Raw genomic sequence first — 21,153 nt, 5'->3', positions numbered from 1 at the left:
GGCCGTCGAGCACGTCGCTGACGCTCTCCGCCTCGAACAGGATGTCGGCCAGCGCCTCGGTGGATACCGCGCCGACGTTCTTCCAGCCCTCCGCCCACTTGTCCGTCGACTCGCTCGCTTCTTCGAGCGTCTTGTCGGCCAGCTCGACAGCGCGGTTGAAGGTCTCCTGGCTGATCGCGTCCTGCGCCAGCAGGTCCCGCAGATGCTCCAGCGTGTCGGCATAGACCTCGGTCGGCGTGCGCAGCGCTTCGGTGAGCTGCCGGCCTTCCTCCATGGTGGCATTGGCCGCTTCCTGCGCCGCGTCGGCGAGCTGCTGCGCGTCGGTCTTCTGCTGGATCGACGCGACCAGCTGCTGGATCGTCTGCCCGGCCGCCGAATTGATGTCGACGCCGGCCGCATGCAACGCGTTGTAGAGCTGCTGTTCTTCCGATGTGCGCGAGAGTTGCTCGTTCTCGAACTCAAGCGCCTCGACCAACTTGCGGATCTGCTTCTCCGCATCGGTCTCGCCGCGCGGTCCGCCGCCGACCGGCGGTGGTGGCGCCTTGCCCGGCTGGTCGACCTTCCGCAGCATCAGCTCGTCAGCAAGCTGCTGCAGCTCGAGGAGGCGCGCCTCAATCTCACCGAGCCGCCGCGTGTCGCGCTCGTCTCCGACGCCGAGGAAGTCGGAGATCCCGGCCAGCACGGAATCGTTCTGTCGCTGCTGGATGCGCCCTACGATCTCGTCGCGCTCATCCATCAGGGCGTTGATCTCGTTGGAGACGGCATCGAGGCCGCTGGCGTTGAGGCGGTTGATCCAGTCCGTCAACGCCTTGAGGCCGGCGATCGCAGCATCGAAGGCCGCGCTATCCGCCAAGCTCTTGAGGAAGTCGCCCCATGCGTCGTCCAGCTCGTTGAGCGCGCCGGTCAGGCCCGTCACCTGCTCGGCCGCGACGCCGCCGATCTGGCCAGCGACGGTGTCGAGGATGATCCCCATCGCCTCGCCCTGCTGGCCGGTCTCGACCAGGGACTTGATGAGATCCTGCTGGGCCTCGGTGAAGCTGATGCCCGACCGCCGGAGCGCGGTCAGCCCGGTCACGGGATCCTCCAACGCCTTGCCGAGCTGCAGCACCGCGCCCTGCAGGTCGCCGCCCATAAGCGCGGCAAGGTCGGTGGCCAGGCCTATCGCCTCGCGGAACGTGTCGCCTTGCACCTGGCGGAAGGTCAGCAGCACCGCTTCGGCCTGCTTGATCGCCGCGTCGTCGAACAAGGTCGTGCGTTCGAGCTGGTCGGCCAGGTCCGACAGCTCGTCGGCCGTGAAGCCCACGGTGCCGCCCGTCGCGCGCAGCACGGCATTGAGATTGGCGGTCGCCTTCTCAGCCTTGGTGATTTCGCTGACTGCGGCGCCGATGAACCGCTGTGCGGTGGCGAAGCTGGCATAGGCCGTGACGGTGCCGATGACGGCCGTCTTGAGCCGGCCGAGCGCGCCCGACCACGCGTCGGTTCCCTTGGTGGCCTGCTCGGCCGAGCGTTTGCCGGTATCGCCGAGCTTCTTCAGCTCGTCGCTGCTGACCTTGACGGCGCCGACGAAGCCGGTGCCGTCCGCCTTCAGCGTGATGCCAAGCGTCAAGTCAGCCATGGGTCACCGCCGTTTCTCGATCATCGCCTTGATCGCGGCGTGCTCCATCTCGCGCAGATCCTCGAACAGCGCCGGCGTCACGGTCAGCGCCATCATGCGGGCCGCGCTTTCGACGCCGAGATAATCCAGGCCGATCGCCACGCCGCCCATGCCGGCCGTGCGCCATTGCGTCGACGACGCCAGGAAGAGCCGCAGCGCATCCTGGTTCTCCTCCAGGATCGCGAAGCGTGCCCGCTCTGCGTTGCCCTTTGCGCGTCGCTCCCATTGTGCGATGACCTCCAGTGGTGCGCCCAGCTCCCGCAGCTCACGCGTTACTGAATCGTCGCCGGCGGTTGGATCGTCGCCGCTGGCCCAGTGGCGAGCGGCGTCCCGGAGTTTTTTCTTTTCGCTCCGGTCATGCACTGGACGAAGGCGCGCGCGATCCCGGCGCGCGCATACGGGATGCGCAGCATCGTGCCGAGCGCCTCCTTGCTGAACGGCAGCTCTTCCTTCTGGCCGGTGATCGTCTCGCGATTCACGCCGCTCCAGCCGACGATCACGTCCTCGAACTTGCCGAAGCCGGCGAGCTGGTCCGTCGGGATCAGCTTGAACGAAACCTCGAACTCCTCCGGCCGCGTCTCGCCGCCGTCGACCGGCACCTCGACGATGACCGGCCACTTCACGATGCGCTCGGTGTTGAGTGTGAACATGGATTGCCTTCTCCCTTGTGTAGTCAGAACTCCAAACGCGCGGCGCGATCGATGGGTTGGCGGGCGGCGTCGAGCGCGCCGCGCCCAGCGCGCTCCGGCGCGCTACTTCACAGTAATTTTCACCTCGTCGTTGCCCACGCTGGGATGGAACTCCAAGTCCATCGTCAGCGTCGTCATGCCCTGCGATTCGCCGTAGCGCGGATTGAGGAGCTGCACCTGCGGCGCATCGACCTGAATGATCTGGCCGGCGGCGACGCCGTGGATCAGCTGCAGCGCGCCGAGCGTCTCGCCGCTGATGGTGCTGAAGAAGTTCTTCTGCGCGATCGTCGGCGCCTCGATCACGACTTGCCCCGCCGGCGCGCGGTCGGTGATCTGCACGTCCTTCGTGTTCACCCAGTCGCGGAAGGCGACGACATTCGCCATGTCGATAGACAACGAGGAGAGCGCCGCCGCGAAGCCGTGCAGCGTGAAAGTCGGCGTGTTGACCTTGTTGACGACACGAGGCTCGATCCAGCCGGTGAAGTCCGGCGTCACGATCGCGGAATCATCCGGTTCAAGGGGCAAGCCCGTCATGGCGACGCGGAGTCGCGGCGGCAGGCCGGACGTAAACTCGAACACCGGAGATCCGCGATAGCCGTTCGCGCGGGTGCGCTGGCCGTCGACGTTCCAGAAGCTGGTCATGGAATCGAAGGCAGCCGACACCGGCGAATACTGCACGTCCACGCCGACATTGATCGTCTCGGAGAAGCCGCAGCAGCGCAGGTCAAGGCCCCACTTCGGCGCGGTGCCAGCAGCGCCGGCGCCGACCATTTCGATGAAGTAGCTCAGCGTCGACTTGGCGTTCGCCATCTTCGTCCTGGTCGTGCGCCCCATCCAGGGCTTGATCGCCCTGCGGCCGACGCCTTCGGCAGCATACGGAACGAAGTCGACTTCGTGCGCGAGCGCCGCGTCGGCGGCGGCTGGCACTGGATCTGTGCCGTAGGTGACCTCGCGCTTGCGCTGCAGGACCTTCTTTGCCCAATAGAACGGCATGGCTGGTTACTCCTTCGCTTCGGTCGCCGGCGCGCCTGGGACGGCCGGCTTCGTGGGCTCTTCGACGCGGCGTCGAACGCCGTTCTCGATGACGTAGCTGCCGCCCTCTGCCGGAGGCGGCAGGTCGGGCTTGGTGGTCTCGGCTGGCTTCTTCGCCATGGTCAGACTCCCACTCGGAAATGGCGCGTCGCGAGATTGAGGCGCGCGCCGTGACACAGCACGTCGGCGAACATCACCGGTCCGTGCTCGATGAGCTGCACGCCGATTGTGGGCGGCGGCACCTGCGTGCCTTTGATCAGTCCGCCAAGGGTCTCGTCGGCGCGGAACGCGTCCCGGATCGCTTCGATGAGGTTGTCGAAGGCGATCTCGCTTTCGGCGGAATCGTCGATCGCCATGAAACCGCGAATCTGCCAGCGGTGGTCGATGACGTAGCTGCCCAGCGTCGGGCTGACCTCGTTGGTGGCGGTCCGGCGGATGTGCCAGCCGCGAAGCTGGCCGCCAGTCACATACAGGGCCTTGAGATCCGCCACACGCGTTGCCAGGCGCTCGTACTTGTGCACCACGCCGATGCCTGGAATCGCTTCCAGCTTCGCTTTGATGGCGTCCCGGATCTGGGTGAGTGTCGCCATGCTACACGCCCGCCGAGCTGGGGTTGGCGGGGCGGCCAGCGAGGCGGGCCAGGCCGCGTTCCGCGGCCCGCGTCAATATGGCCTGCACGGTTGCCTCGCCATCGCTGAAGGCGCGCTGGAACATGAAATGGCCCTTGGTGCCTTCGCGCGCGATCTTGCGCGCGACCGCATAGCCGACTTCCTCGGCTTCCTCCGGTGGCAGGCCGAACTTCATCCGTGCCCAATCGGCCAGCGCCTGCACCGGCGGGAAATGTGGCTTGGAGCCTAGCTCGACGGGGATCGCATACCCGATCGACGTGCCGACCACGCCGATCGCGTCTTCCCCAATGCGGCGCGGCTCGCGCGCGCCGATCGAACCGCGCAGGACGTTCGTGGTGGTCGGCGTGTTGTCCTTGACGAGGCGCTCCAGGTAGAGCGAGGCCTCCAGCACGCCATTGACCAGCTCCTCGGCCATCAGATCCGGCGCGTAGCGCCAGGCGTCGGCCACCGCTGCCACCTTGCTCGCGTCGATTTCGATCCGGATGCCGGTCATCGCCGCAACCTGTGCGTCATGCGCGGCCCGCCCAGGGAGTCGCGCACATCGAGTGCGACCACGGTGCCGGCCGCCACCTCGCGCTTCGGATCGATGCCGAGCTGGTCGAAGTAGAACTTGCGCAGCCGGTTGGCGCGCGAAGCAAACTGGTCGCCGCGCGAGCGATGGTCGACGACGTCGGCCTGGATAGTGGAATCGCTGGCGCCCGAAAAGAACGCTGCCAGCTCGTCGAGCAGGATCGCCGCCGCATAGGACGCGATCGGTTCGCGATCGTCGACCGGGATCGTGTCTGTGACGGCGTCGACCTGGTGCCGGATGGTGTAAGTGGCGCGCACCGCCTGGCCGTTGCCGATCGCGCTGTCGAGCTGGATGACGGTGCTCGCCGGCTTCTGGTAGAGCCGGCGGAACTCCGGTGCAATGAAGGTTGGCGGGATGTTGCCGACCGGGTACTCCAGGCTCTTCAAGTCGGAGAAACCGTCCTGCCAGCCAACCGGCAGCGCCAGCTCGTTGGTGCCGGCGCCGGCCAGGTCCTCGACCTTGATGCGCGGCCGGTCCTTCCCGTAACGCCCGAACGCCAAGCCGAGCGCGCGGTCCCGATCGGCGACCGTGATCTTGGCCGTATCGTCGCGCACCAGGTTGTCGGTCAGCGTCTGATAGTCGGAAAGCACTTCTTGCCCTCTGATGGTTGGCGCCGGCCGGGAGAGAAGGCTGACCCCCGCGCCGGCGCCGTTTTCCCCCGCTGCAGAAGGGGATCTGCGTCTACTTCCGGAACAGCGTCACGAGCACGACGATGTCGTTCCAGGTCGGCGAGGTGCCGCCGATCGCCAGATTGACGGTGATCGCCGCCTCGTCGGCCAGGTCCTTGTCCGTGACTGTGGCCTCCGCGACCGCGCCGGCGGTGACCGCGACCGGCGCCGAGAGGATCGTGACGCCGCCCTCCAGCACGTCGACGGTCAAGGTCGGCGATGTGCCGCCGGACGCGCGCGCCGAGGCGCTGACGCCCAGCACGGCCGCCGGGAAAGGCAGCGTGAGCCGCGCGACGGCGGTGGTGTTCGCGGTGTACTGGCCGCTGATGTGCAGCGGGATGACGACGACCTGGCCGGCGCCCGGCGTCACGTTTGGTGTGGCCGCCTCCGCGAGCTGCGCGATCGGCGCGAGGACCGAGGCCGCGATCAAGGCGGCGGCGAGAAGATTGCGAATGAACTTCATGTGGACTCCTCTGCATCAGGCGCACCGACGGCGCGCCGCGAACTGGGGTTGGAGGGGCGGCCGGTTCGCGGCGCGCCCCTCTCGATTACGCCACCACGCTCTTGTCGAAGGCGCGGAAGTCGACCGGCGCGCCGCCATAGATGTGGCGGATCTTGTAGGTCGTCTTGTCGTTGGTGAACATCGAGCCGACGGTGGGCGCGTCCTGCACGAACAGCTCGGGCTCCTCGTTGCCGTTGAGGAAGCCGATCTCGATGCCGGGCACGTCCATCGGGTCGGCGTAGAGTGCCCAGTCGTTCGTGTCGGTCCAGTACCACACCGGCAGGATGTCCAGCGTCATGGCCTGGATGAAGGTCTTCTCGTTGTTCGTCGACAGCTTGAACAGGTTGACTGCCGCCTCCTGCAAGTCGACCGGGACCATCATACCTTTCGGCGGGATGCCAAGGCGGTCGGCCGAGCTCAGCTCGGTCTGCTTCATCATCGCCAGACGCCGGGCGGCGAGGCTGGTGGTGTCGAGCGCGGCCGAGCCGAGGTTGCCGTGCGAGGCGTGGAACAGCGCGATGCCGTCGTAGGCCGTCGGGTTCGTGCGGATGAAGTCGAACACGAACTTGGAGAGCGTGCGCTTGGACGCGCGCGACAGCTTGATGGGGATGCTGCGGATCGCGCCGACGTCGTCGTTCGTGATCATCTCCAGGGTGACGTCCTCGGTGCCGCCGCGCTTTGCGATGGCATAGGTCGCCTTCTCGTCGCTGGGCGAGGACTGCGCCAGGTAGGGTGCCGCCTCGGCGACGATCGGCAGGTCGCCGTAGCCGCCATAGCGGGTGCGCTCCTGGCTGCGGAAGTCGCGCACCGGCACGACGTTCACGATCTGGCGCCAGATGCCGTACTGGTCGGCCAGGCGATAGTCGGCGATCATGCGGCGCGTGATCGAGTTGCCGAGCACGTTCGCGAAGCTGCCGCTGTCGAGCGATTCGCGCAGCAGCACCTGGTCGCAGTTGTCGAGCCGGCCGGTGATATTATGGTCGCCGGTGATGACGACATAGCACTCGCGGAAGGAGCGAGCGTGACGGTGGTCCTTGTGCTCTGGGTCGAAGAAGGCGTCGAGCATGGCGGCGACCTTCTGCGCGCGGGTTTCGCCGACCTCGATGCGCGGGAAGCCGCCGAGCTGCACTTTGCCGCTCTCGGTGAACTTCGCGATGTAGGTGCGCTCCTCGCCGATCAGCTTGTCGATCTCGGCTTCGGTGAACTTGGCCATGAGCGTGACCTGCGCGGTCAGCTTTGTCTTGGCCTCGTCGGGAAGGCCGCTGGCGGCGATGGCCGCGCGGGCATAGGCGCGCGCCTCGGTCATGCGGATCGTCTCGGCGAGCTGCTCCTGCGTGACGGGCGTGCCGCCGACGTTTGCCGGCTGGCTCGCCGACGCGGCCTGGCCGAGAGCCTCTGTGAACAGCGCTTCGAGCTGTTCGTCGGTGAGCTGGTCCACCTTTTTGCCCTGCAGCAGGTCGGGCCGCTTGGCTTCCAGCAGGGCGAGCATTTTCGTGCGATCCATGATGACGTCCTTCTTCGCTTCGAGGAGCCCGATGACACGTCCGCCGGCGCCGGGCTCGACGATCAAGTCGACGGAGTTGACTTCGATGAACTTGGTGGCGGTGCGGCGAGGCCTGCCGGCGGCAGTCTCGCTGCGCGCCAGGCCCTTGGCATCGATCGAGAAGCCGAAAAGATTGGTAAGGCCGCTGTCCCACGCTTCGCGGATCTTTAGCGCCTCGGGGCCGTTTGCGTCGATCAGCGTGAAGACCGCCTGGATCTCGCCGCTGTCCGGCGCCTTGCCTTCGATGAAGATCGGCTTGCTGAGCCCGCCGATCAGGTTGCGGAAGTCCTTGCCCTCGCCGGCCAGGTGCTGCTTGTCACTCTTCACGAACACGCGCGCGCCGTCGAACAGGGGCGCCGCCTCGCGCAGCACCGCGTCGGGATAGTAGTTGCCGTTGCCGCTGAGGCCGCCCTTGATGACGCGGATCTTGTAGCGCCCGGGCTTGGCGGCGGCTTCGATGAAGACGCCGTCAGTCAGCGCCTCGCGCATCGCGACGGGTTCATACGACGCGACCACCTCGACCGGCGCGCCGAGCGTGAGTGTGTTGGCCGCCGCGTCGTGTGAGTAGGGATAAGACCAGATCTTGGTCTCGCGGCGCACGACCACGTGGTCGGCATAGAGCGCCAGCACGTTCGGCCAGCAATCGATGTCACCCGCAGCCTTGAATACCTTGCGCAGCGCGTCATGCAGCATTTCGCCGAGCTGTCTGTAGTCGGTGGCCACCGCCTCGCGAATCGCCGCCTCGCCGATGATGCCGGTCTCAGGCAGAGCGGCGCCGGCGGCTTCGATGAAGCGCGCCGGCAGCTCGCCGCCGATCACGAGGACGCGGCTCACGCGGCGGCCTCGATCTTCTGGCCGTCGATGGTGACGATCGTCACCCGGTTGCCACGCACCGCGTGGCTGAGGATGTCGTCGACCGTGGCCGTCCGTTCGATGACGATCTTCTGCTTCGTCTTCGGGTCGACAACGGGGTTGCCCTTTTTGTCGACGTCGAACACGCGCACCGTCACGCCCTTCGCCACCTTGGCGAGCTGCTCGGCCGTGAGGGTTTTCTGTGCTTCAGCCATGGAGCCTCCTGGTAGGTTGGCCGGGTTGCCGCCGGCCGCCGGTTGCCAAATCGGCAAGGCTGGGCGACTGTATCGGCGGCCCCCTCTGGTGGGACCCCGAACACCTGTTCGGGGGTCAGCCCCGATCTCAGGAATCCCAAAAACGGCGAATCCGCCCTGGCGAACCGGACGGGAAGGCCGTACGCCGGCCTTTTAAACGGGGTTTTAAACGGGTCGGGGGATTTGCCGGGGCGATGGCAGCGGCCGGAGGCGCGAATCGGGCTGTACGGGGCTCTAATGGGCGTTAACGGAACCGCCTGGGTTTTCCGGGTAGACGGGGCGCTTTTCTAAGCGGCGTACTATCATTCGTGGCCGATTCCAGGGTCGCGACACTTGAGGGGGGACGCGTGAATCAGAATCAGGACACCCGACCGGACGACTTCTCGGACATCGCTGCGCAGCTGGCGGAGGAATGGGAACTCGGAAACGAGTCGAACCAGCCGGTAGTCACTACGCCGCTTTATCACTACACCTCAGCAGTCGGCCTAATCGAGATCTTCCGAAGTCAGAAGCTCTGGTTCACTTCGCTCTTTCACATGAACGATCCGAGCGAGCTGCGGCATGGCCTCAAGATAGCATCACGGTTGGTGCGCGCGCATGTAAAAGACGACGGCAGCAACATAGACAAGGCGAGGTTGGCATTCGCAAATGTGTTTGAACGCATACTCAGACTTAGCGAGCCGCTGCCATTCACTCATTTCCTCGCGTGCTTCAGCAAGGCTCGGGACGAGTTGGGCCAGTGGCGCGCCTACGGGGATGATGGGCGCGGGTTCGCGATCGGTTTCGCACCTCAGGTCTTCCAGCCCGATGGCGAAGCGATCACCGCGCCAGGTGGAGCACTTACGATTAGGAACGTTCACTACGACGCCGACGCAGCGGAGGCGAATATGCGGCCACGGATCGATAGAGCGCTGGCGCTTCTGGAGAGCACGATCACGTCAGACCAACGGGTGAGGGATCTTAAGAGCGCGGCAAAGTCAATGCACCGAATTGCTGCGACGCTCCTGGTCGAGCTGCTGCACCAGTCTCTCGCCTACAAGCATGAAGCCTATAGAGCTGAAGAGGAATCGCGGCTCATCTGCATGAATGTGAGAGAGGACTTGGCGAAGCACGTCCTAACACGTGCACGCGGGGCCACCTTGGTCTCCTACATCGAGAATGACATTGCTGTACGGAAGCCAGGCAACGTGATCGAAATCGTCATCGGACCGAGCGCGCATATAGATGCGGAAGATGCAGTCGGCTCTCTCTTGGCGTCGTATGATTTACTCAAGCAGGTCAAGATCTCTCGTTCTGCAATTCCATATCGTTCTGTTAGGTAGGGCTCTCCCAGCTCTCCATGAACGGCAGCGATTCGCAGCCGCAGTTGATCGTCTCCGATGCCGGCGCGCGCGGGTCACGCGGGAACATCAGCGAGACCCCGTCGCCCAGCGTGAAGGGCTCGTCGACCGCGCGCACCTGGCCATCGATCGCGTCGTGCTGCGGCCGGCTGTGCACCTTGCCGGATCGGCGCCATTGCTTCTTCAGCCCCGGCAGTTTCGCCGCTGCTTGCTCGTAGCGTTCCTGCGAAGCGACCGAGAAGGCGCGACCCAGCTCGGTGCGGATGATCGTGGTGGCGCGGGCGCGGCCACCGTCGATCAGTCCGCCGATCGCCTCCGCCGCCTGGTGTTGCGTCTTCGCGCCGATCATCACGAGCCCCAGCTCGCTGTTGATGCGGTTCGCGACGCTGGTCGAGATGTCGCTCATGCGATCGGTCATGAAGCTGCGCATCGCACGCAGCTGCCGCGTGTCGATCTCGCCAAGGAGTCCGTCGAGCCGGAAGCGCGGCCCGCCCGCCGCCTCGATTGGCTTGTCGACCAGGTCGATGCCGGCTTGCCAGGACTGGCCGGCCGCCGTGCCCAGCTTCGAGTTCGCCGCGCGCTCCATCGTCTCCAGTGCGCGCGTGACGTTCTTCTTCAGATTGTCGAGGTGAAACGCCTGCCACGACTTCGGGTCGGGCGCGAGCGCCAGGTCCCGATTGATCTGCTCCAGTGCCTTCTTCAGCAGCCGGCGGATCTCCTTGTCGGTGTCGCGCTGGATCGCCGTCAGCCGGCGCCGCACCTTGTTCGCTTCGCGCCGCAGGATCTTGTCGCGCGGGTCGGCCATCTATTCACCGAGCGCGTTCAATCCCATGGCGAACAGCTCCGCTTCCTTGGCGAGCAGCAGCATATCGCCCGCGCCCATGCGGCTGTTCACGACCATCGGCATGCCGCCCTTGAGGCGAGCAACGATCAGGACTTCCTCCAGCTCATAGCCGGCAACGTGCGCCAGCGCCTGTTCTGGCGAAAAGAAATCGCTCGCCGGCAAAGCTATGACGCGCGCGCTGCGCTGCTGCTCGTCGGCCATCACTCGCCTCCGTTCTCCGGGTCGGGCAGATCCTCGTCTTCAGGGATCTCCGTGAACGAATCCTCCTCGCGCCGCTTCACCAGCTCGTCCTTCGCCGCCTGCAGCTCCGCCTCTGCATCGATCTCGACGCCGAGCCGGCCGGCGACGGCGTTGATGAGGCGCAGCGCCGTCAGCTCGGTCAAGAGTCCGCGGTCGATCGCGCTGGCGCAGCCGGTCACGACTTGGGCGAGAGCGGCGGCATAGGTCGAGATGTCGCGCGTCTGCAGCTCGGGGAAGATCGCCTGCGGCATTACCTCATCGTCGGTGCGGTCGATCCAGCTCTTGCCGCTGGGATCAATCCCGCGCGACACAACGAAGCGCCCCACGTCCTCAAGGATCGCTTTCAGGATCCGCTGCAGCATCGAGAGCGCCTTGTAGGTCGGATCGCCCATCTCGCTCGCAGTCGCGCGGTTCACGTCGCCGCCGCCGCCGAACCAGTGCTCAGGCAGCGTGCTGCCGGAGAGCATGTGGTTGCGGAACAAGCGAGCGGAATTGGCCGACTCGTAGGAACCCAGCTCTGCGGCCAGTGACTGCCACGTCTCGCTGTCGTTATGGACGCGAACGCTGTTCGGCTTGGGTGCCGTGATCTCGTCGGAGCGTTTCTTCACTTCCTCCGGCGTCGCGCCCTTGAGCGTCACGTCCCACACGAAGCTGCGCATGATATGCGAGCGATCGATCTCCCCGAACAGGAACTGCTCGTAGGCGTCAAGCCAGTCGATCTGCGCCAGCAGCGTGCCGTGCCCGCGCACCACCGAAGTGAGGTCATTGATCGAATAGTAGAAGCAGTCGCCGTCGGTGAAGGTCTTGCGGATGTTCTGGGTGCGCGCCGTGAAGCACTCCACTTCCGTCCCCATGACGATCACACGGTAGCGCCGCGCCACGCCCTTCTTGTTCTTTTTCGTGATGATGCCGATCGGCTGCTCCGGATTGTCTGGGTCAGTCACCACCGTCTCGATGAAGCAGGGATCGAGATTGCCGAGGCGGACCTTGCCGTTGAACTCGTTGACGAAGGCCGGCCAGCATTGCTCGCCGAACAACTTCAGCTCGCGCACGCGCTTCGGCAGCTTCTGGTCCATGCGGTTGATCGGGTCGAACCAGAAGGTGTCGAGATAGTCCTGCGCGGCCTCGTCCTTGGTGGCCAGGCGCACACCTTCCGCCAGCAGGTAGGCGATCGGCAGCTCGATCATGCGGTTGGCGAGCAGGTTCGATTGCCACAGATAGAGCGACAGCTCGCGCATGCGCTGGCGCGTCATGGGCGTGAGATCGCGGTCGGAATCACCGGTCAGCGGGCGCCAATTGTGATCGTCAGCATCGACGTTCACGCCGAATGCCTCGCGCAATTTGACGGTGGCCTGCGACGGCGCGGGCTTGTCCGGCGCCGGTGCAGCCGCCGCCTCTTCCAGCTCGTCGCCGGCGACCGCCTCGGCCTTGGGGACCGTGGCGCGGAACAGACTCATGATCGAATGGAATCCGAACCCTCTCGCCATCATCTGCTCCTGAAGATGCCGCGCATCTGCTCGAAGGTGCGGCCGAACATGCGGACAGCCGGACGCTCCGGCATCGAGGCCGGCCGCAGATCCTCGCGCTTGCTTTCGATGGTGGAGCCGGCTGCCGGCGGCACCAGGTTGGCGCCTGCGAGCAGCGCCAGCATGTGCGCCCAGAAGTGGTCGGCGTGGCCGATCGCCTCCGACCGCTCCGCATCGAAGCGTGGTGCGCCGCTGACCGTCGTCATCTTGCGCACGGCATGGTGGCTTTCCCGGATGGTGCGCGTGGGCGGAATGCGCGTGCGCTTGTCCTCAAACATCTGCTTGCCGCGGGTGGCCAGATCCTGTTTCGCCGGAAGCGTGAACATCACGCCCTCGACCTTGTATTCGCCGTGGCGCTTCTTCGCGTCCTCGACCACCTTCTCGCCCATGCCGGTCTGGTCGATGCAGGCGCGCCGCACGTCGTAGGTTCCCATGAGCCGGTCGAACTCGGCGTCCTGCTCGGCGAATGTCTTGCGGTGCATGTCGACGACTTCGCGCGCCCACATCACGTCGCCAACCAGCTCGTCGACCCACATAACGCTGAGGTCGCGCTTTCGCCCGATGTCCCAGCCGACGTAGCAAGGACCGCGTTGATAGTGCTCCGGCTTGCCCGCGTCGGGATGCTCGTTTGCGGTGATCAGCTCCCAGGTCAGCCAGGCGGTCGCTTCGTCAACCGGCTGGCACATGAACTCCTGCAGCCAGGTCTCCTCGTCACCGGCGGCATCGCGCTGCTCCTGCAGCCACGCGGCGCGTTCCTCCGCCGTCAATGCTCGGCCCAGGATCTTGTCGGCCAGGCCTTGCTCGACGGCCATCGCGATCGTGGTAGTGTGCAGAGACCAGTTGTTCTCCTTCTTCGCCTCCACGACCATACGGTAGTAGCGGTTGCCCTTGCCGTTGTAGGTCGAGAGAACGCGTACCGGATAGCCCCAGGTGATGATCGGCAGCGCGGCCTTCCACAGCTCCTCCGGCTGGGCATGGAACGCATACTCGTCGATGACGAGCTTGCCGCCCTTGGAGCGGAACGCCTTCGGGTTCGACGAGAGGCCGTGGATGCGCTTGCCCGTCGCGAACTCGATGGTGCGCGCCTTGATGTCATCCTTCCTGTCGATGACGATCTCGCCGAGATCCTGCGCGGCGATGTCGTAGAGGCGGGTCCACATCTCGCAATAGCGGATGTACTCGGCGGCCGCGCTGTCGTCGGCCGACGTGAACCACACGTCGATCGGCTTGTCCGCTTTCGATGCGTCGATCACGTCCTCATAGGACTGCCCGTAGGTGGCGCCAATGCGCCGGGACTTCTCCCAGATCTTGAAGCGCGACTGGTCTGCGATCCATTTGGCCTGGTAAGGCAGGAAGTAGCCGCTCACCGGACGATCCCCAGGATCTCCCGCTCGACCGTGGCGATCGTCTCGGCCGAGAGCCCCGCCTTCTTCAGCGTGCCAGCCGCCTGCTTCGCGGTCTCTGTGGCCCTCTCCGCGATCTCCGCCTTCACACGCTCGCGGATCTTGACCTCGCGCTCGACGTCGACCTTGGCGGCCTGCGCCAGGCGCTGCAGCGCGGTTGCCGCAAAGTAGGCTTCCTGCGCATCGAGCTTGACCGGTTCATCGCTGCCGTCGCCGGTCATCAGCTTCATGACCAGGCCGTGCATCAGCTCGATGTTGAGGCGCGCGGTCTTCGATTCCGGCGCGTCGCCCAGGCGCTGGACGATCGCGTCGGCGATCGTGCGCGTGCGCTGGATGTCAGCAACGATCTTGTCTAGGCCCTGGATGTGACGCCCCAGCGCGGAGCGCGAAACATCCTGTGCGCCGGGCGCCTTCAGCTCGCGCAGCTTGTCCAGGATCTCGTCGATCGTGTGGCCGTCGCGGCGGAGCTGCCCGATCAGCTCGCGCACCTCGCCGGGCAGTCTCATGATGGAGCTGGGGCGCGGCATTGTCGCCTCACGCGCCGGGACTGGGCTTCTTGACGCCCTCGACTTCCACGCGCCCTGCCTCGACGTCCAGCCCCCGCTCGGTCAGACGCGCGACTCTCACCTTGTCCTCGAACCATTCGATGGTGATCAGGCCGCGATCCTTGAGGAAATCGAGGTCGCCGCGCACATCATCGCGCGTGGCGGTCTCGTGCCCCGACATTCGGACACCGGCGGTGAGTACGCTGTCGTTGGCGGTGCCGCCGGCGCCCTTGATCAGCCGCAGGATGACCAGGCGCCGGTCCTGCTTCAGATGATCGACAAAACGCTTTGTCATCGGTTCTTCGCCAGGAACTCTTCGATCCTGTCCACCTGGTGTTTGAAGACCTTCTGCAGATCCTCCATGCCCGACATGCGCTCATTGGTGATGCCGAGCTGCCCGGTCAGCCGCTCGATGGCCAGACTCAGCTCGTGCATCTCCTTCGCGGTCGGCCCTTGCTTCATCTGGTGACCGATCAGGGTGATCGTCGTCTCCAGGTTCTGGACGCGTTTCTCGACTGCCTCGTGGTCCTTTCGAGTCACGAACACGCTGCGCATGTAGAGCATGAAGACGAAGAAGAGCGCGACCGCGATCCACTGCAGGATCTGCAGAACGGGCTGGGATGCCTGCAGGATCTCCGTCATGCGCTGCCTACCCGCCTACAGCGCTTCGCCGAGAATGGCGCCGATGCGCTTCCGGTTCTTCTCGATACGCTCTTCGCACCCCGCCGTTGCAACCTCGAGGTCCAGCTTCTCCGCGCCGATCTCCGCGACCACGCGCTTCACGTCGCGCACGATGCCGTCCGCCAGGACGGCCTGGCGCGCGGCGATTCCGGCGCGGTCCAGCACGCCGGGCACGTTGACGCCGCCGGCGAAGTTGCCGAGCAGGCCGGCGACGCGCGACTTGGTCGCATCGACGATCACGCCGGCCAGCTCCAGCGTGACGATCTTCACGTCCGTCTCGAACCAGATGTTGGCGGCCGAGGTGTCGAGGTTGTCGAGTACGGCCTTGATGCGCGTGATCTGGCCGGCCGCCGCCTCGGCGTACGCCGCGTCGCCGTGCGTCACGCGATCGGTCATCACTTCGACCACGCCGGACGCGATCATGCACAGGCGCACGCCGCGATGGTCCGGCCCGATCGCTTCGGTGAACAGGCGATCGGCGACCGCTTGCGCCGGGCTCTTGTCCTCGATCGAGTCCGGCGCCAGCTCCTCGAGCGGCTTGCCGCCGGCCGCGCAGCCGGACAGCAACACGGCCACGATGCCGGTCGCGAGAGCGAACGCGGCGAGCGACGAAAGCGCGGAGCTGCTGCCGTCACTCGCCGCGCCACCGGCTGGCGTGCCACTCTTGAGCTTGTTGGGGATCGCCCACACCGAGACGAAGCCGAAGACGCCGGCGCCAATCGCGACCCACAGCACGTTGAACGCCGCTTCGAGCAGCGCCGGATCGACCGGCTCGGCCATGCCGAACATCGCGAAGATCGTCTGCAGCAGGACGATGCCGGCCGGCACCGTGTCCGGCTCGATGCCGATCGGCACGGCCAAGACGGAGAGGAACCCGCCCGCGCCCCCCATGCGCGCCTTGTTCGCGTTGAACACCTGCCTGAGTGCGGTCGTGTTCATCTAGACCTCCTTGCCCTCGAACGTTCGAAGGGCGATCCACTGCAGTTTGAAGAGCCGGAGAAACAGACCGCGCTGAAGATCCTGGTGGCTCTTCTGCGCGTAGCGCCAGGCGCGTCGCGACAGGAAGTCGCCCCAATCGGCGGGCGTGTTGCGCTTGCGCGCGGCCGCGATCGTGACGGGTCCGACAATGCCGTCATCCTTCACGCCTACGGTGTCCTGCAGCATCTCGATCACGCCGTCCTCGGGACCGGGAATCGCCGCTGGCTGATTGACGACGCCGTCGAACACGAGCAGCGACCACGGCCATGGCAGCTCGTCGCAGCTGAACTTCAGCCAGTAGTGCTCGTGATAGATCTCGGTCGCGCGGTCGATGGTGAGGTTCGGGATGTCCTCGCCCGGATGCCAGCGCTTCGAGATGCCGTACTTGGTCTCGCCGCCGGGATCGCGCTTGTCATCGCTGAAGACGCCCTCGGCCTTCAGGACGATCGCCACCGCGCGGGTGAAGTCGGAGGAATACATCGGGCTCGCCAGTCCAATTGACCGGCGTCATAGTGCCTCTGGTCGGGAGACACGGGACCGCGAACTCCGGTTCGCGGGACGCTCAGTTGAGGCGCCACCTTGGATTGTTGCGGATGAGGCGGTCCTTGATCAGCCGATCCCAATCGATGTCCGCGCAGTGCCGACGGTGCTGCTCGGCGAAATCGGGAGACTCCCGGAAAAGAGCGCCGACGAGGTCTTCATAGCGTTCCCCGCCGCGGTCGACGGAGCATGCGTCATCGAACCCATTCGTACCGCCGTGCAGGCAGGTGTGATGCACATAGCTCGCATCGTGGGCCGCCATATAGAGCGGGCACTTCGCGACGTCGTTCTTGTAGGGGCAGGCCATGGGTATCTTACTTGACCTTGTCGAACAGATCGACCTGCCGAGGATCAGGACCGCCAAGGCCGAGCTTCCCCTTGGTCCTGCGCACGGTCACCTCGTGGCAGTGCAGGTCCCGCGCGATCTCGTTGTTGGAGCCGCCCTCCGCGATCCGCTTCGCGAGCGCGATGCGGAACCGCGCTTGGTTGCCCGTCGGTCCGAGCGGGACTGTGATGTCGCCCCGGCCGAGCAGCTTGCAGAGCTTCTCGGCCAGCTCCTGGCCGAGCTGCTTGGTGATCGGGCTCTCCGGTCCTGGTTTCTCCGGGATATAGATCCGCTGCCCGCCGAACGCGTGCGCGAACTTCAGCATTGCTGCATAGCCCAGCTCGGCCTCGATCGTCTGCAGCAGCTCGGGCAGCGTGTCGTCGATCATGCGCGCTCCGCCCGCCGCCGCTTCTGCCGGCGAACAACAGCGCCGAGCGCCGCGATGGCGTCATCGAGCCCGTCGCTGGTCATCATCCAGACCTGTTCGACTCTGTAGTGGATGCGCAGCCACGCTTCGATCGGGGCGCCGTCCGCGATCGTGTTGCCCGCGCGCTTCCACAGCGTCAGGAGCAGCGCACATTTGGCGGCGAAGCCGGTGTCGACCTCCTCCAGCATGGCCTCTCGCCGGCGGGAGTTGATGTGGTCCAGATGAAACGAATTAGGCTGGAGGAATCCCAGGCGGCCGCACCAGGCGCGCAGCGTATTGATGACCTTCGCGACGTCGCGCTGGTCGAGCCACTGCAGCGCGGCCTTGCCCGTCATTCGCTCGGCATACTTGGCGAGCGCGGCCTCGCCCGACTCCTGCACCTCGCCGAGCTGGAAGAGCGCCAGCCACAGCGCGCGCATCTTCGACGCCTCGGCGCCCTCCGCCAGCGGCCGCGCCCCGGACTTCGATCCGGGGCCAGCGCGCTTGATCCGTCGATCGTCGAAGCCCTTCGCCTTGAAATAGTCCAGTACCTTCGTGCGGCCAGCCTGGTCGAGATCGCCGGCGCTGTCCTTGCCGGCGACCCGTATCAACAGGGATCGATACGTATCGTCGTCCAGCCCCAGCGCCTTCTTCGCCAGGTGGATCTTCGCCAGCTCCTTCTTCCGGCGGACGTCGGTCGCGATGCTCATGCGCCACCTATCAGTGGCAGGTCGAGCTGCCGATCGACCAGGCGCCACACGCTGACGAGACGCCCGGTCGGACCCTTGCGCAGCTCCGCGCGCACGATGACGCCCAGCTTCTCCAGCTCGCCGCGGCGCGGCGTCACGCAATTGATCGGCCAGCCCAGCTTCATCGACAGGTCCTGGTCGCTGGCTTCGCCCAGCTCCATCAGCGCGGCGGCCACGGCCGCCTGGCGCTCGTTGAGCGGCACCGTGCTGTAGGCCCAGCGCGATGTCTCAGCGACCGGCATGTCCGCTCCGTTCCTTTGCAGCCATCCGCGCACGATCATCGAGGGTCAGGCGGATGCGCGCCTTGGCTTCATTGAGCAGCATCGTGTTCCAACGCAGCCTGATGAACTCTGTGATGTGGAGCGGCCCTTTGAGCACATTGCACTCCAGACACGCGGCCACGCGGTTGTAACCGTCATCGCGCCCGCCAAGCGCTAGCGGCCTCAGGTGATCGATGGTCGCGCGCAGCGGCGTGTTGCGGTCACCGGCACCCGCGCGCGGATCGACCATCGTGCGCCCGCAATAGGCGCACCGCCCTCCTTGGAATCGCCACAGTTCGAGGAGGACGTGGTTCGCCATTACAGCTCCACCTCCAGCTTCCGGCCGATGCGGTGTGCGACCGCCATCTGCTTGGGCGTGAAGAGCGTGCGCTCTCCATAGCGGCCGAGGCGCGTCGCCGTGTTGGTCGCGAAGTCGACCTCGAAGTCCGTCAGCCCATCCGCTTCCCCGATCGCCTTCGCCATCACGCGATCCATCCACGCGAACTTGTCGCCGATCGGCGTGCCCGCGGACTCGTGCTGCACCACGTTGTTGTGCTTCATGCTGTCCTCCGCTTCCGCCGGCGGCGCCGGCGCGGTTTTGGATTCCTCAGGCGTTCGAGGGCGCTGAGGAAACGACGATGCACGTTCTCCGCTCTGGCACCCTGCTTGAAGTTCGCGATGTAGTGGAACTCGCTATCGATCACCTTTTCCCGCTGCGCGGCGTCGTTCGTATAGAGATCGACGCGCGTGAGTATCCGGTTGCAGAGTGCCTGTACCAGCGTCTCCTTGGAGAAGCGACGAAGCCGCTCATCAACGCGACGTATCTCGTCGATCCTGGCGCGCGTCGCATCGGACAGCGTGATTGCAGTCATGCGATCCCCGCCGCGCGTTCGATCGCCTGTTCTTTCATCTTGGCCCACACGCGCCGTTCGATGCCGAACAACGTCTTGGCCAGGCCGAGATTGGCTCGGCAGACCTCCAGCCCTTCGACCTTCCGGCAGACGCGGCGGTGAAGACGGCGGAGTCCGCTATCGACCAGGCGCTTGTGGCCTCCACAGATGATCTCCGCATTCGCATCGTCGTTGGGATCGCGCGGCGCCGTCCGCTTGCAGAACGGCACCACGCACGCGATGCGGCCCGGCTTCGGCCTGCGCGTCATGGCTGCGGCACCTCCGCCAGGACGGTCGCCTCGAGCGCGCCGAGGCTCCAGCCCATGAAGAACATCGCACCCATGGCACATACGAAGGTGACGGCGATGCGTCCAGGCGTCTGCCTGCCCTCCATCGCGATCATGGCGCCGATCAGGAACGCCATAGCGAAGATGATCTGCATCATGGCGCCGCCTCCTTCAGCTCGCCCATCTCCGGGCTCGTGGTGCCTCGATAAAGGCCGGCTCGGTTCCGGTCGCCGGCTTCTTCTGGATCGAAGCGGCGTGGTGCTCGTCGCAGTAGGAGTGGCCCTCGCGCACCGGCGTCGCGCCGCAAAAGTGGAAGCCCGGCTCGCGCGGGTCCCCGATCGGCCATGCGCACGTGCGGCTGGTCATCCTCTCCGAGCGCGACTGGGTTGGCGTGGCGACCGTCGCGCGAGCATCAAGAGCGATGCGCGGCTCCGGTGGTGACGGTGGTGGCGGCGGCGGTGCAGCTGGTGCGGCGGGCTGCGCCTGGCGCTGTGCTGCCTTGACGGCCTCCGTCCGCTCGCGTGCCTCCAGGAGCGCTTGACGGCCTCCTGGCAGCTTCGGGCGCGGCTTGTATTGCCGTCGCTTCGGCGTTCGGCCGTCGCGGATGATCGGGCTCGGCCGGCCGGCCAGGCCTAGCCTGTGCGCCTTGCCGATCACCGCGTTGCGCGTGAGCCCGCCGCCGAGCGCCGACGCAATCTTGTTGGCCGACACCTTCTGATCCCACAGCCGGCGCAAGGCCTCGAGCCGCCATGGAGTCCAGACGTCATTCACAGCTACAGGTCCGCGCGTCATGCTGGCATCTCCTCTGGCTTTTCGGGCTGTCTCCCAGCCGCCCGGATCGCGTTGTTCACCGCAAGGATGTAGTCGTTGCCAGTCCGCCATCTCCATTGCGGCCGGTCGCAGCGCCAGGCCCTGTATCGGCGGCGAACTTCCTCCCGCTGTGCTTCCGGCAGAGCGTCCCAGTGGCCGGCGCACAGGATGTCCCGCTCGCCCTGCAGCGGCTGCTCGCAGCCGTCTACCGGGCACGTGCGCGGCTTGTCGGCCGGTGTAGTGCTACCCATTGCCGCCTCCCGCCTCCGCGCGCTCGACGGCGATCGCGGCGGCCCCAGTGTCGCTCAGCGGCTCCAGGTGCTTGAGGATGCCAAGCGCGTGGCGCTTCGCTTCGTCCGGCGGCAGATCGAACACCACGCGATCGAGCGCTGTTAGCACCTCGACGCGCACGCCGCCGGCCGGCAACCGCATGGTGCAGATCGTCCCACGCGCGCCGGCGCCGCGCGCATTCTTGATCTGCGTCTTCTGGCCTTGTGCCTCAGTCATCGCAGCACCGCTCGATCACGCCGTTGCACGTGCGGCACTGGGTGTGCCCGTGGACTCGGACTTCGGGGTCTCGCTCTCCGCAGAAGGGGCAGTGTTCCCACTGACGAAACTCGGACCTGGAGCGGCTGCGGTCGTGCGTGGGTGGTTCCGATGATCGAACCACGTCTTCATCTTCTCGCTGCATGTTGCGGCCTCAGCCAGCTTCGCTTTGTCCGTGTCGCGCATGCCTAGCGACCGAAGGTCGGCGATGGCATCGTCCAGGAGCTGCCGCGCGAACTCGAAGTGGCCACCACGCAAGGCCGACCAGATGGCGACCAGGTGGTGCGCCGTCCGATCGCGACCGAGCAGAGTGAACATCGGCTCATCGGCGTGCGCCTTCGCATAGCAGTCATAGTCGCCAGGGTTATTCTTCGTGCCCATGTTGCCCT

Annotated in this window: 34 protein-coding genes; 1 reads left to right on the top strand and 33 read right to left on the bottom strand. The window is 65.9% G+C overall.

Features of this window, described 5'->3' with window-relative positions:
• From DTX69_RS08760 to DTX69_RS08725, 11 genes are all read right to left on the bottom strand, one after another.
• Positions 1-1,615 (bottom strand): phage tail length tape measure family protein (locus DTX69_RS08760; protein ID WP_284735638.1); only part of this gene is annotated, 1,615 nt, incomplete at its 3' end.
• A gap of 3 nt (positions 1,616-1,618) precedes the next feature.
• Positions 1,619-2,017, bottom strand: coding sequence for a DUF1799 domain-containing protein (locus DTX69_RS30060; RefSeq protein WP_162917014.1), 399 nt, complete (start codon positions 2,015-2,017; stop codon positions 1,619-1,621).
• Complete coding sequence (locus DTX69_RS30055) at positions 1,927-2,304, bottom strand: hypothetical protein (protein ID WP_162917013.1); 378 nt, start codon at positions 2,302-2,304, stop codon at positions 1,927-1,929. The genes DTX69_RS30060 and DTX69_RS30055 overlap by 91 nt, the downstream gene beginning before the upstream one ends.
• Positions 2,305-2,406: 102 nt before the next feature.
• Positions 2,407-3,336 (bottom strand): hypothetical protein, encoded by a 930-nt coding sequence (locus DTX69_RS30050; RefSeq protein ID WP_162917012.1) that lies wholly within the window; start codon positions 3,334-3,336, stop codon positions 2,407-2,409.
• 6 nt (positions 3,337-3,342) lie between these two features.
• A complete protein-coding gene (locus DTX69_RS30045; RefSeq protein WP_162917011.1) occupies positions 3,343-3,495 on the bottom strand; it encodes a hypothetical protein in 153 nt (50 codons plus the stop codon).
• 2 nt (positions 3,496-3,497) lie between these two features.
• Positions 3,498-3,965, bottom strand: a complete 468-nt coding sequence (locus DTX69_RS08750; RefSeq protein ID WP_119301139.1) for a hypothetical protein — start codon at positions 3,963-3,965, stop codon at positions 3,498-3,500.
• A gap of 1 nt (position 3,966) precedes the next feature.
• Positions 3,967-4,497: an HK97 gp10 family phage protein gene (locus DTX69_RS08745; RefSeq protein WP_119301138.1), complete on the bottom strand. Its 531-nt coding sequence runs from the start codon at positions 4,495-4,497 to the stop codon at positions 3,967-3,969.
• Positions 4,494-5,165, bottom strand: a complete 672-nt coding sequence (locus DTX69_RS08740; protein WP_119301137.1) for a hypothetical protein — start codon at positions 5,163-5,165, stop codon at positions 4,494-4,496. Before DTX69_RS08740 ends, DTX69_RS08745 begins: the two co-directional genes overlap by 4 nt.
• A gap of 91 nt (positions 5,166-5,256) precedes the next feature.
• Positions 5,257-5,706 (bottom strand): hypothetical protein, encoded by a 450-nt coding sequence (locus DTX69_RS08735; protein WP_119301136.1) that lies wholly within the window; start codon positions 5,704-5,706, stop codon positions 5,257-5,259.
• Between the two features lie 85 nt (positions 5,707-5,791).
• On the bottom strand, positions 5,792-8,122 hold the full coding sequence (locus DTX69_RS08730; RefSeq protein WP_284735637.1) for a phage major capsid protein: 2,331 nt from the start codon (positions 8,120-8,122) through the stop codon (positions 5,792-5,794).
• Positions 8,119-8,355, bottom strand: a complete 237-nt coding sequence (locus DTX69_RS08725; protein WP_119301135.1) for a hypothetical protein — start codon at positions 8,353-8,355, stop codon at positions 8,119-8,121. Before DTX69_RS08725 ends, DTX69_RS08730 begins: the two co-directional genes overlap by 4 nt.
• Positions 8,356-8,741: 386 nt before the next feature.
• On the opposite strand from DTX69_RS08725, the gene DTX69_RS08720 reads away from it, so the two are divergent.
• Entirely contained in the window at positions 8,742-9,716 is a 975-nt protein-coding gene (locus DTX69_RS08720) for a DUF2971 domain-containing protein (protein ID WP_162917010.1), read from the top strand.
• Here DTX69_RS08720 and DTX69_RS08715 read toward each other — a convergent pair.
• The 22 genes from DTX69_RS08715 to DTX69_RS08615 all read right to left on the bottom strand — a co-directional run bounded on the left by DTX69_RS08715 (position 9,709) and on the right by DTX69_RS08615 (position 21,145).
• A complete protein-coding gene (locus DTX69_RS08715; protein ID WP_119301133.1) occupies positions 9,709-10,539 on the bottom strand; it encodes a phage minor head protein in 831 nt (276 codons plus the stop codon). The two genes, DTX69_RS08720 and DTX69_RS08715, sit on opposite strands and share 8 nt — an antisense overlap.
• Positions 10,540-10,779 carry a hypothetical protein gene (locus DTX69_RS08710; protein WP_119301132.1) on the bottom strand — a complete coding sequence of 80 codons (240 nt, stop codon included), beginning with the start codon at positions 10,777-10,779 and terminating at the stop codon, positions 10,540-10,542. It lies immediately after the preceding gene.
• The gene (locus DTX69_RS08705; protein ID WP_119301131.1) at positions 10,779-12,305 is read right to left on the bottom strand and encodes a hypothetical protein; all 1,527 of its coding nucleotides are present in this window, start codon (positions 12,303-12,305) and stop codon (positions 10,779-10,781) included. The genes DTX69_RS08710 and DTX69_RS08705 overlap by 1 nt, the downstream gene beginning before the upstream one ends.
• The gene (locus tag DTX69_RS08700) at positions 12,305-13,711 is read right to left on the bottom strand and encodes a phage terminase large subunit family protein (RefSeq protein WP_119301130.1); all 1,407 of its coding nucleotides are present in this window, start codon (positions 13,709-13,711) and stop codon (positions 12,305-12,307) included. The genes DTX69_RS08705 and DTX69_RS08700 overlap by 1 nt, the downstream gene beginning before the upstream one ends.
• Complete coding sequence (locus DTX69_RS08695) at positions 13,708-14,274, bottom strand: DUF3486 family protein (protein WP_119301129.1); 567 nt, start codon at positions 14,272-14,274, stop codon at positions 13,708-13,710. The genes DTX69_RS08700 and DTX69_RS08695 overlap by 4 nt, the downstream gene beginning before the upstream one ends.
• A 7-nt stretch (positions 14,275-14,281) precedes the next feature.
• Positions 14,282-14,587 (bottom strand): VpaChn25_0724 family phage protein, encoded by a 306-nt coding sequence (locus DTX69_RS08690; RefSeq protein WP_119301128.1) that lies wholly within the window; start codon positions 14,585-14,587, stop codon positions 14,282-14,284.
• A complete protein-coding gene (locus DTX69_RS08685; protein ID WP_119301127.1) occupies positions 14,584-14,934 on the bottom strand; it encodes a DUF2730 family protein in 351 nt (116 codons plus the stop codon). The genes DTX69_RS08690 and DTX69_RS08685 overlap by 4 nt, the downstream gene beginning before the upstream one ends.
• A 15-nt stretch (positions 14,935-14,949) precedes the next feature.
• Complete coding sequence (locus DTX69_RS08680; RefSeq protein ID WP_119301126.1) at positions 14,950-15,912, bottom strand: hypothetical protein; 963 nt, start codon at positions 15,910-15,912, stop codon at positions 14,950-14,952.
• On the bottom strand, positions 15,913-16,431 hold the full coding sequence (locus DTX69_RS08675) for a glycosyl hydrolase 108 family protein (protein ID WP_119301125.1): 519 nt from the start codon (positions 16,429-16,431) through the stop codon (positions 15,913-15,915).
• An 82-nt stretch (positions 16,432-16,513) separates the two neighbouring features.
• Entirely contained in the window at positions 16,514-16,798 is a 285-nt protein-coding gene (locus DTX69_RS08670) for a hypothetical protein (protein WP_119301124.1), read from the bottom strand.
• Positions 16,799-16,805: 7 nt separating this feature from the next.
• Positions 16,806-17,204, bottom strand: coding sequence for a helix-turn-helix domain-containing protein (locus tag DTX69_RS08665; protein ID WP_119301123.1), 399 nt, complete (start codon positions 17,202-17,204; stop codon positions 16,806-16,808).
• Positions 17,201-17,932, bottom strand: a complete 732-nt coding sequence (locus DTX69_RS08660; protein WP_119301122.1) for a gp16 family protein — start codon at positions 17,930-17,932, stop codon at positions 17,201-17,203. The genes DTX69_RS08665 and DTX69_RS08660 overlap by 4 nt, the downstream gene beginning before the upstream one ends.
• Entirely contained in the window at positions 17,929-18,213 is a 285-nt protein-coding gene (locus tag DTX69_RS08655) for a hypothetical protein (RefSeq protein WP_119301121.1), read from the bottom strand. Before DTX69_RS08655 ends, DTX69_RS08660 begins: the two co-directional genes overlap by 4 nt.
• Positions 18,200-18,550: an HNH endonuclease gene (locus DTX69_RS08650; RefSeq protein WP_119301120.1), complete on the bottom strand. Its 351-nt coding sequence runs from the start codon at positions 18,548-18,550 to the stop codon at positions 18,200-18,202. The genes DTX69_RS08655 and DTX69_RS08650 overlap by 14 nt, the downstream gene beginning before the upstream one ends.
• Positions 18,550-18,792 carry a hypothetical protein gene (locus DTX69_RS08645; protein WP_119301119.1) on the bottom strand — a complete coding sequence of 81 codons (243 nt, stop codon included), beginning with the start codon at positions 18,790-18,792 and terminating at the stop codon, positions 18,550-18,552. The genes DTX69_RS08650 and DTX69_RS08645 overlap by 1 nt, the downstream gene beginning before the upstream one ends.
• Positions 18,789-19,103 (bottom strand): hypothetical protein, encoded by a 315-nt coding sequence (locus tag DTX69_RS08640; protein WP_119301118.1) that lies wholly within the window; start codon positions 19,101-19,103, stop codon positions 18,789-18,791. Before DTX69_RS08640 ends, DTX69_RS08645 begins: the two co-directional genes overlap by 4 nt.
• Positions 19,100-19,390 carry a hypothetical protein gene (locus DTX69_RS08635; protein ID WP_119301117.1) on the bottom strand — a complete coding sequence of 97 codons (291 nt, stop codon included), beginning with the start codon at positions 19,388-19,390 and terminating at the stop codon, positions 19,100-19,102. The genes DTX69_RS08640 and DTX69_RS08635 overlap by 4 nt, the downstream gene beginning before the upstream one ends.
• Positions 19,387-19,566 (bottom strand): hypothetical protein, encoded by a 180-nt coding sequence (locus DTX69_RS08630; protein ID WP_119301116.1) that lies wholly within the window; start codon positions 19,564-19,566, stop codon positions 19,387-19,389. The genes DTX69_RS08635 and DTX69_RS08630 overlap by 4 nt, the downstream gene beginning before the upstream one ends.
• A 13-nt stretch (positions 19,567-19,579) precedes the next feature.
• Entirely contained in the window at positions 19,580-20,200 is a 621-nt protein-coding gene (locus DTX69_RS08625; protein WP_162917009.1) for a GcrA family cell cycle regulator, read from the bottom strand.
• Positions 20,197-20,469, bottom strand: a complete 273-nt coding sequence (locus DTX69_RS30040; protein WP_162917008.1) for a hypothetical protein — start codon at positions 20,467-20,469, stop codon at positions 20,197-20,199. Before DTX69_RS30040 ends, DTX69_RS08625 begins: the two co-directional genes overlap by 4 nt.
• Complete coding sequence (locus tag DTX69_RS08620) at positions 20,462-20,725, bottom strand: hypothetical protein (protein ID WP_119301114.1); 264 nt, start codon at positions 20,723-20,725, stop codon at positions 20,462-20,464. The genes DTX69_RS30040 and DTX69_RS08620 overlap by 8 nt, the downstream gene beginning before the upstream one ends.
• 15 nt (positions 20,726-20,740) lie before the next feature.
• Complete coding sequence (locus tag DTX69_RS08615; protein WP_119301113.1) at positions 20,741-21,145, bottom strand: hypothetical protein; 405 nt, start codon at positions 21,143-21,145, stop codon at positions 20,741-20,743.
• Positions 21,146-21,153: the final 8 nt, after the last annotated feature.

Source organism: Dongia deserti (genome assembly GCF_003574735.1).
Lineage (GTDB): Bacteria > Pseudomonadota > Alphaproteobacteria > Dongiales > Dongiaceae > Dongia_A > Dongia_A deserti.
Note: the sequence above shows the minus strand (reverse complement) of the source record. Positions and strands in the feature narration are given on the sequence as shown.

What these genes read in the sequence shown, in the direction of transcription:
- DTX69_RS08630 (WP_119301116.1), bottom strand. Translation starts at nt 19,566, where the DNA reads ATGATGCAGATCATCTTCGCTATGGCGTTCCTGATCGGCGCCATGATC.
- DTX69_RS08750 (WP_119301139.1), bottom strand. Translation starts at nt 3,965, where the DNA reads ATGGCGACACTCACCCAGATCCGGGACGCCATCAAAGCGAAGCTGGAA.
- DTX69_RS08615 (WP_119301113.1), bottom strand. Translation starts at nt 21,145, where the DNA reads ATGGGCACGAAGAATAACCCTGGCGACTATGACTGCTATGCGAAGGCG.
- DTX69_RS08625 (WP_162917009.1), bottom strand. Translation starts at nt 20,200, where the DNA reads ATGACGCGCGGACCTGTAGCTGTGAATGACGTCTGGACTCCATGGCGG.
- DTX69_RS08645 (WP_119301119.1), bottom strand. Translation starts at nt 18,792, where the DNA reads ATGAAGCACAACAACGTGGTGCAGCACGAGTCCGCGGGCACGCCGATC.
- DTX69_RS08745 (WP_119301138.1), bottom strand. Translation starts at nt 4,497, where the DNA reads ATGACCGGCATCCGGATCGAAATCGACGCGAGCAAGGTGGCAGCGGTG.
- DTX69_RS08710 (WP_119301132.1), bottom strand. Translation starts at nt 10,779, where the DNA reads ATGGCCGACGAGCAGCAGCGCAGCGCGCGCGTCATAGCTTTGCCGGCG.
- DTX69_RS08695 (WP_119301129.1), bottom strand. Translation starts at nt 14,274, where the DNA reads ATGCCGCGCCCCAGCTCCATCATGAGACTGCCCGGCGAGGTGCGCGAG.
- DTX69_RS08680 (WP_119301126.1), bottom strand. Translation starts at nt 15,912, where the DNA reads ATGAACACGACCGCACTCAGGCAGGTGTTCAACGCGAACAAGGCGCGC.
- DTX69_RS08635 (WP_119301117.1), bottom strand. Translation starts at nt 19,390, where the DNA reads ATGACGCGCAGGCCGAAGCCGGGCCGCATCGCGTGCGTGGTGCCGTTC.
- DTX69_RS08685 (WP_119301127.1), bottom strand. Translation starts at nt 14,934, where the DNA reads ATGACGGAGATCCTGCAGGCATCCCAGCCCGTTCTGCAGATCCTGCAG.
- DTX69_RS08690 (WP_119301128.1), bottom strand. Translation starts at nt 14,587, where the DNA reads ATGACAAAGCGTTTTGTCGATCATCTGAAGCAGGACCGGCGCCTGGTC.
- DTX69_RS08665 (WP_119301123.1), bottom strand. Translation starts at nt 17,204, where the DNA reads ATGATCGACGACACGCTGCCCGAGCTGCTGCAGACGATCGAGGCCGAG.
- DTX69_RS08650 (WP_119301120.1), bottom strand. Translation starts at nt 18,550, where the DNA reads ATGGCGAACCACGTCCTCCTCGAACTGTGGCGATTCCAAGGAGGGCGG.
- DTX69_RS08620 (WP_119301114.1), bottom strand. Translation starts at nt 20,725, where the DNA reads ATGACTGAGGCACAAGGCCAGAAGACGCAGATCAAGAATGCGCGCGGC.
- DTX69_RS08655 (WP_119301121.1), bottom strand. Translation starts at nt 18,213, where the DNA reads ATGCCGGTCGCTGAGACATCGCGCTGGGCCTACAGCACGGTGCCGCTC.
- DTX69_RS08670 (WP_119301124.1), bottom strand. Translation starts at nt 16,798, where the DNA reads ATGGCCTGCCCCTACAAGAACGACGTCGCGAAGTGCCCGCTCTATATG.
- DTX69_RS08705 (WP_119301131.1), bottom strand. Translation starts at nt 12,305, where the DNA reads ATGGCGAGAGGGTTCGGATTCCATTCGATCATGAGTCTGTTCCGCGCC.
- DTX69_RS08640 (WP_119301118.1), bottom strand. Translation starts at nt 19,103, where the DNA reads ATGACTGCAATCACGCTGTCCGATGCGACGCGCGCCAGGATCGACGAG.
- DTX69_RS30050 (WP_162917012.1), bottom strand. Translation starts at nt 3,336, where the DNA reads ATGCCGTTCTATTGGGCAAAGAAGGTCCTGCAGCGCAAGCGCGAGGTC.
- DTX69_RS30045 (WP_162917011.1), bottom strand. Translation starts at nt 3,495, where the DNA reads ATGGCGAAGAAGCCAGCCGAGACCACCAAGCCCGACCTGCCGCCTCCG.
- DTX69_RS08735 (WP_119301136.1), bottom strand. Translation starts at nt 5,706, where the DNA reads ATGAAGTTCATTCGCAATCTTCTCGCCGCCGCCTTGATCGCGGCCTCG.
- DTX69_RS30040 (WP_162917008.1), bottom strand. Translation starts at nt 20,469, where the DNA reads ATGGGTAGCACTACACCGGCCGACAAGCCGCGCACGTGCCCGGTAGAC.
- DTX69_RS30055 (WP_162917013.1), bottom strand. Translation starts at nt 2,304, where the DNA reads ATGTTCACACTCAACACCGAGCGCATCGTGAAGTGGCCGGTCATCGTC.
- DTX69_RS08725 (WP_119301135.1), bottom strand. Translation starts at nt 8,355, where the DNA reads ATGGCTGAAGCACAGAAAACCCTCACGGCCGAGCAGCTCGCCAAGGTG.
- DTX69_RS08675 (WP_119301125.1), bottom strand. Translation starts at nt 16,431, where the DNA reads ATGTATTCCTCCGACTTCACCCGCGCGGTGGCGATCGTCCTGAAGGCC.
- DTX69_RS08660 (WP_119301122.1), bottom strand. Translation starts at nt 17,932, where the DNA reads ATGAGCATCGCGACCGACGTCCGCCGGAAGAAGGAGCTGGCGAAGATC.
- DTX69_RS08715 (WP_119301133.1), bottom strand. Translation starts at nt 10,539, where the DNA reads ATGGCCGACCCGCGCGACAAGATCCTGCGGCGCGAAGCGAACAAGGTG.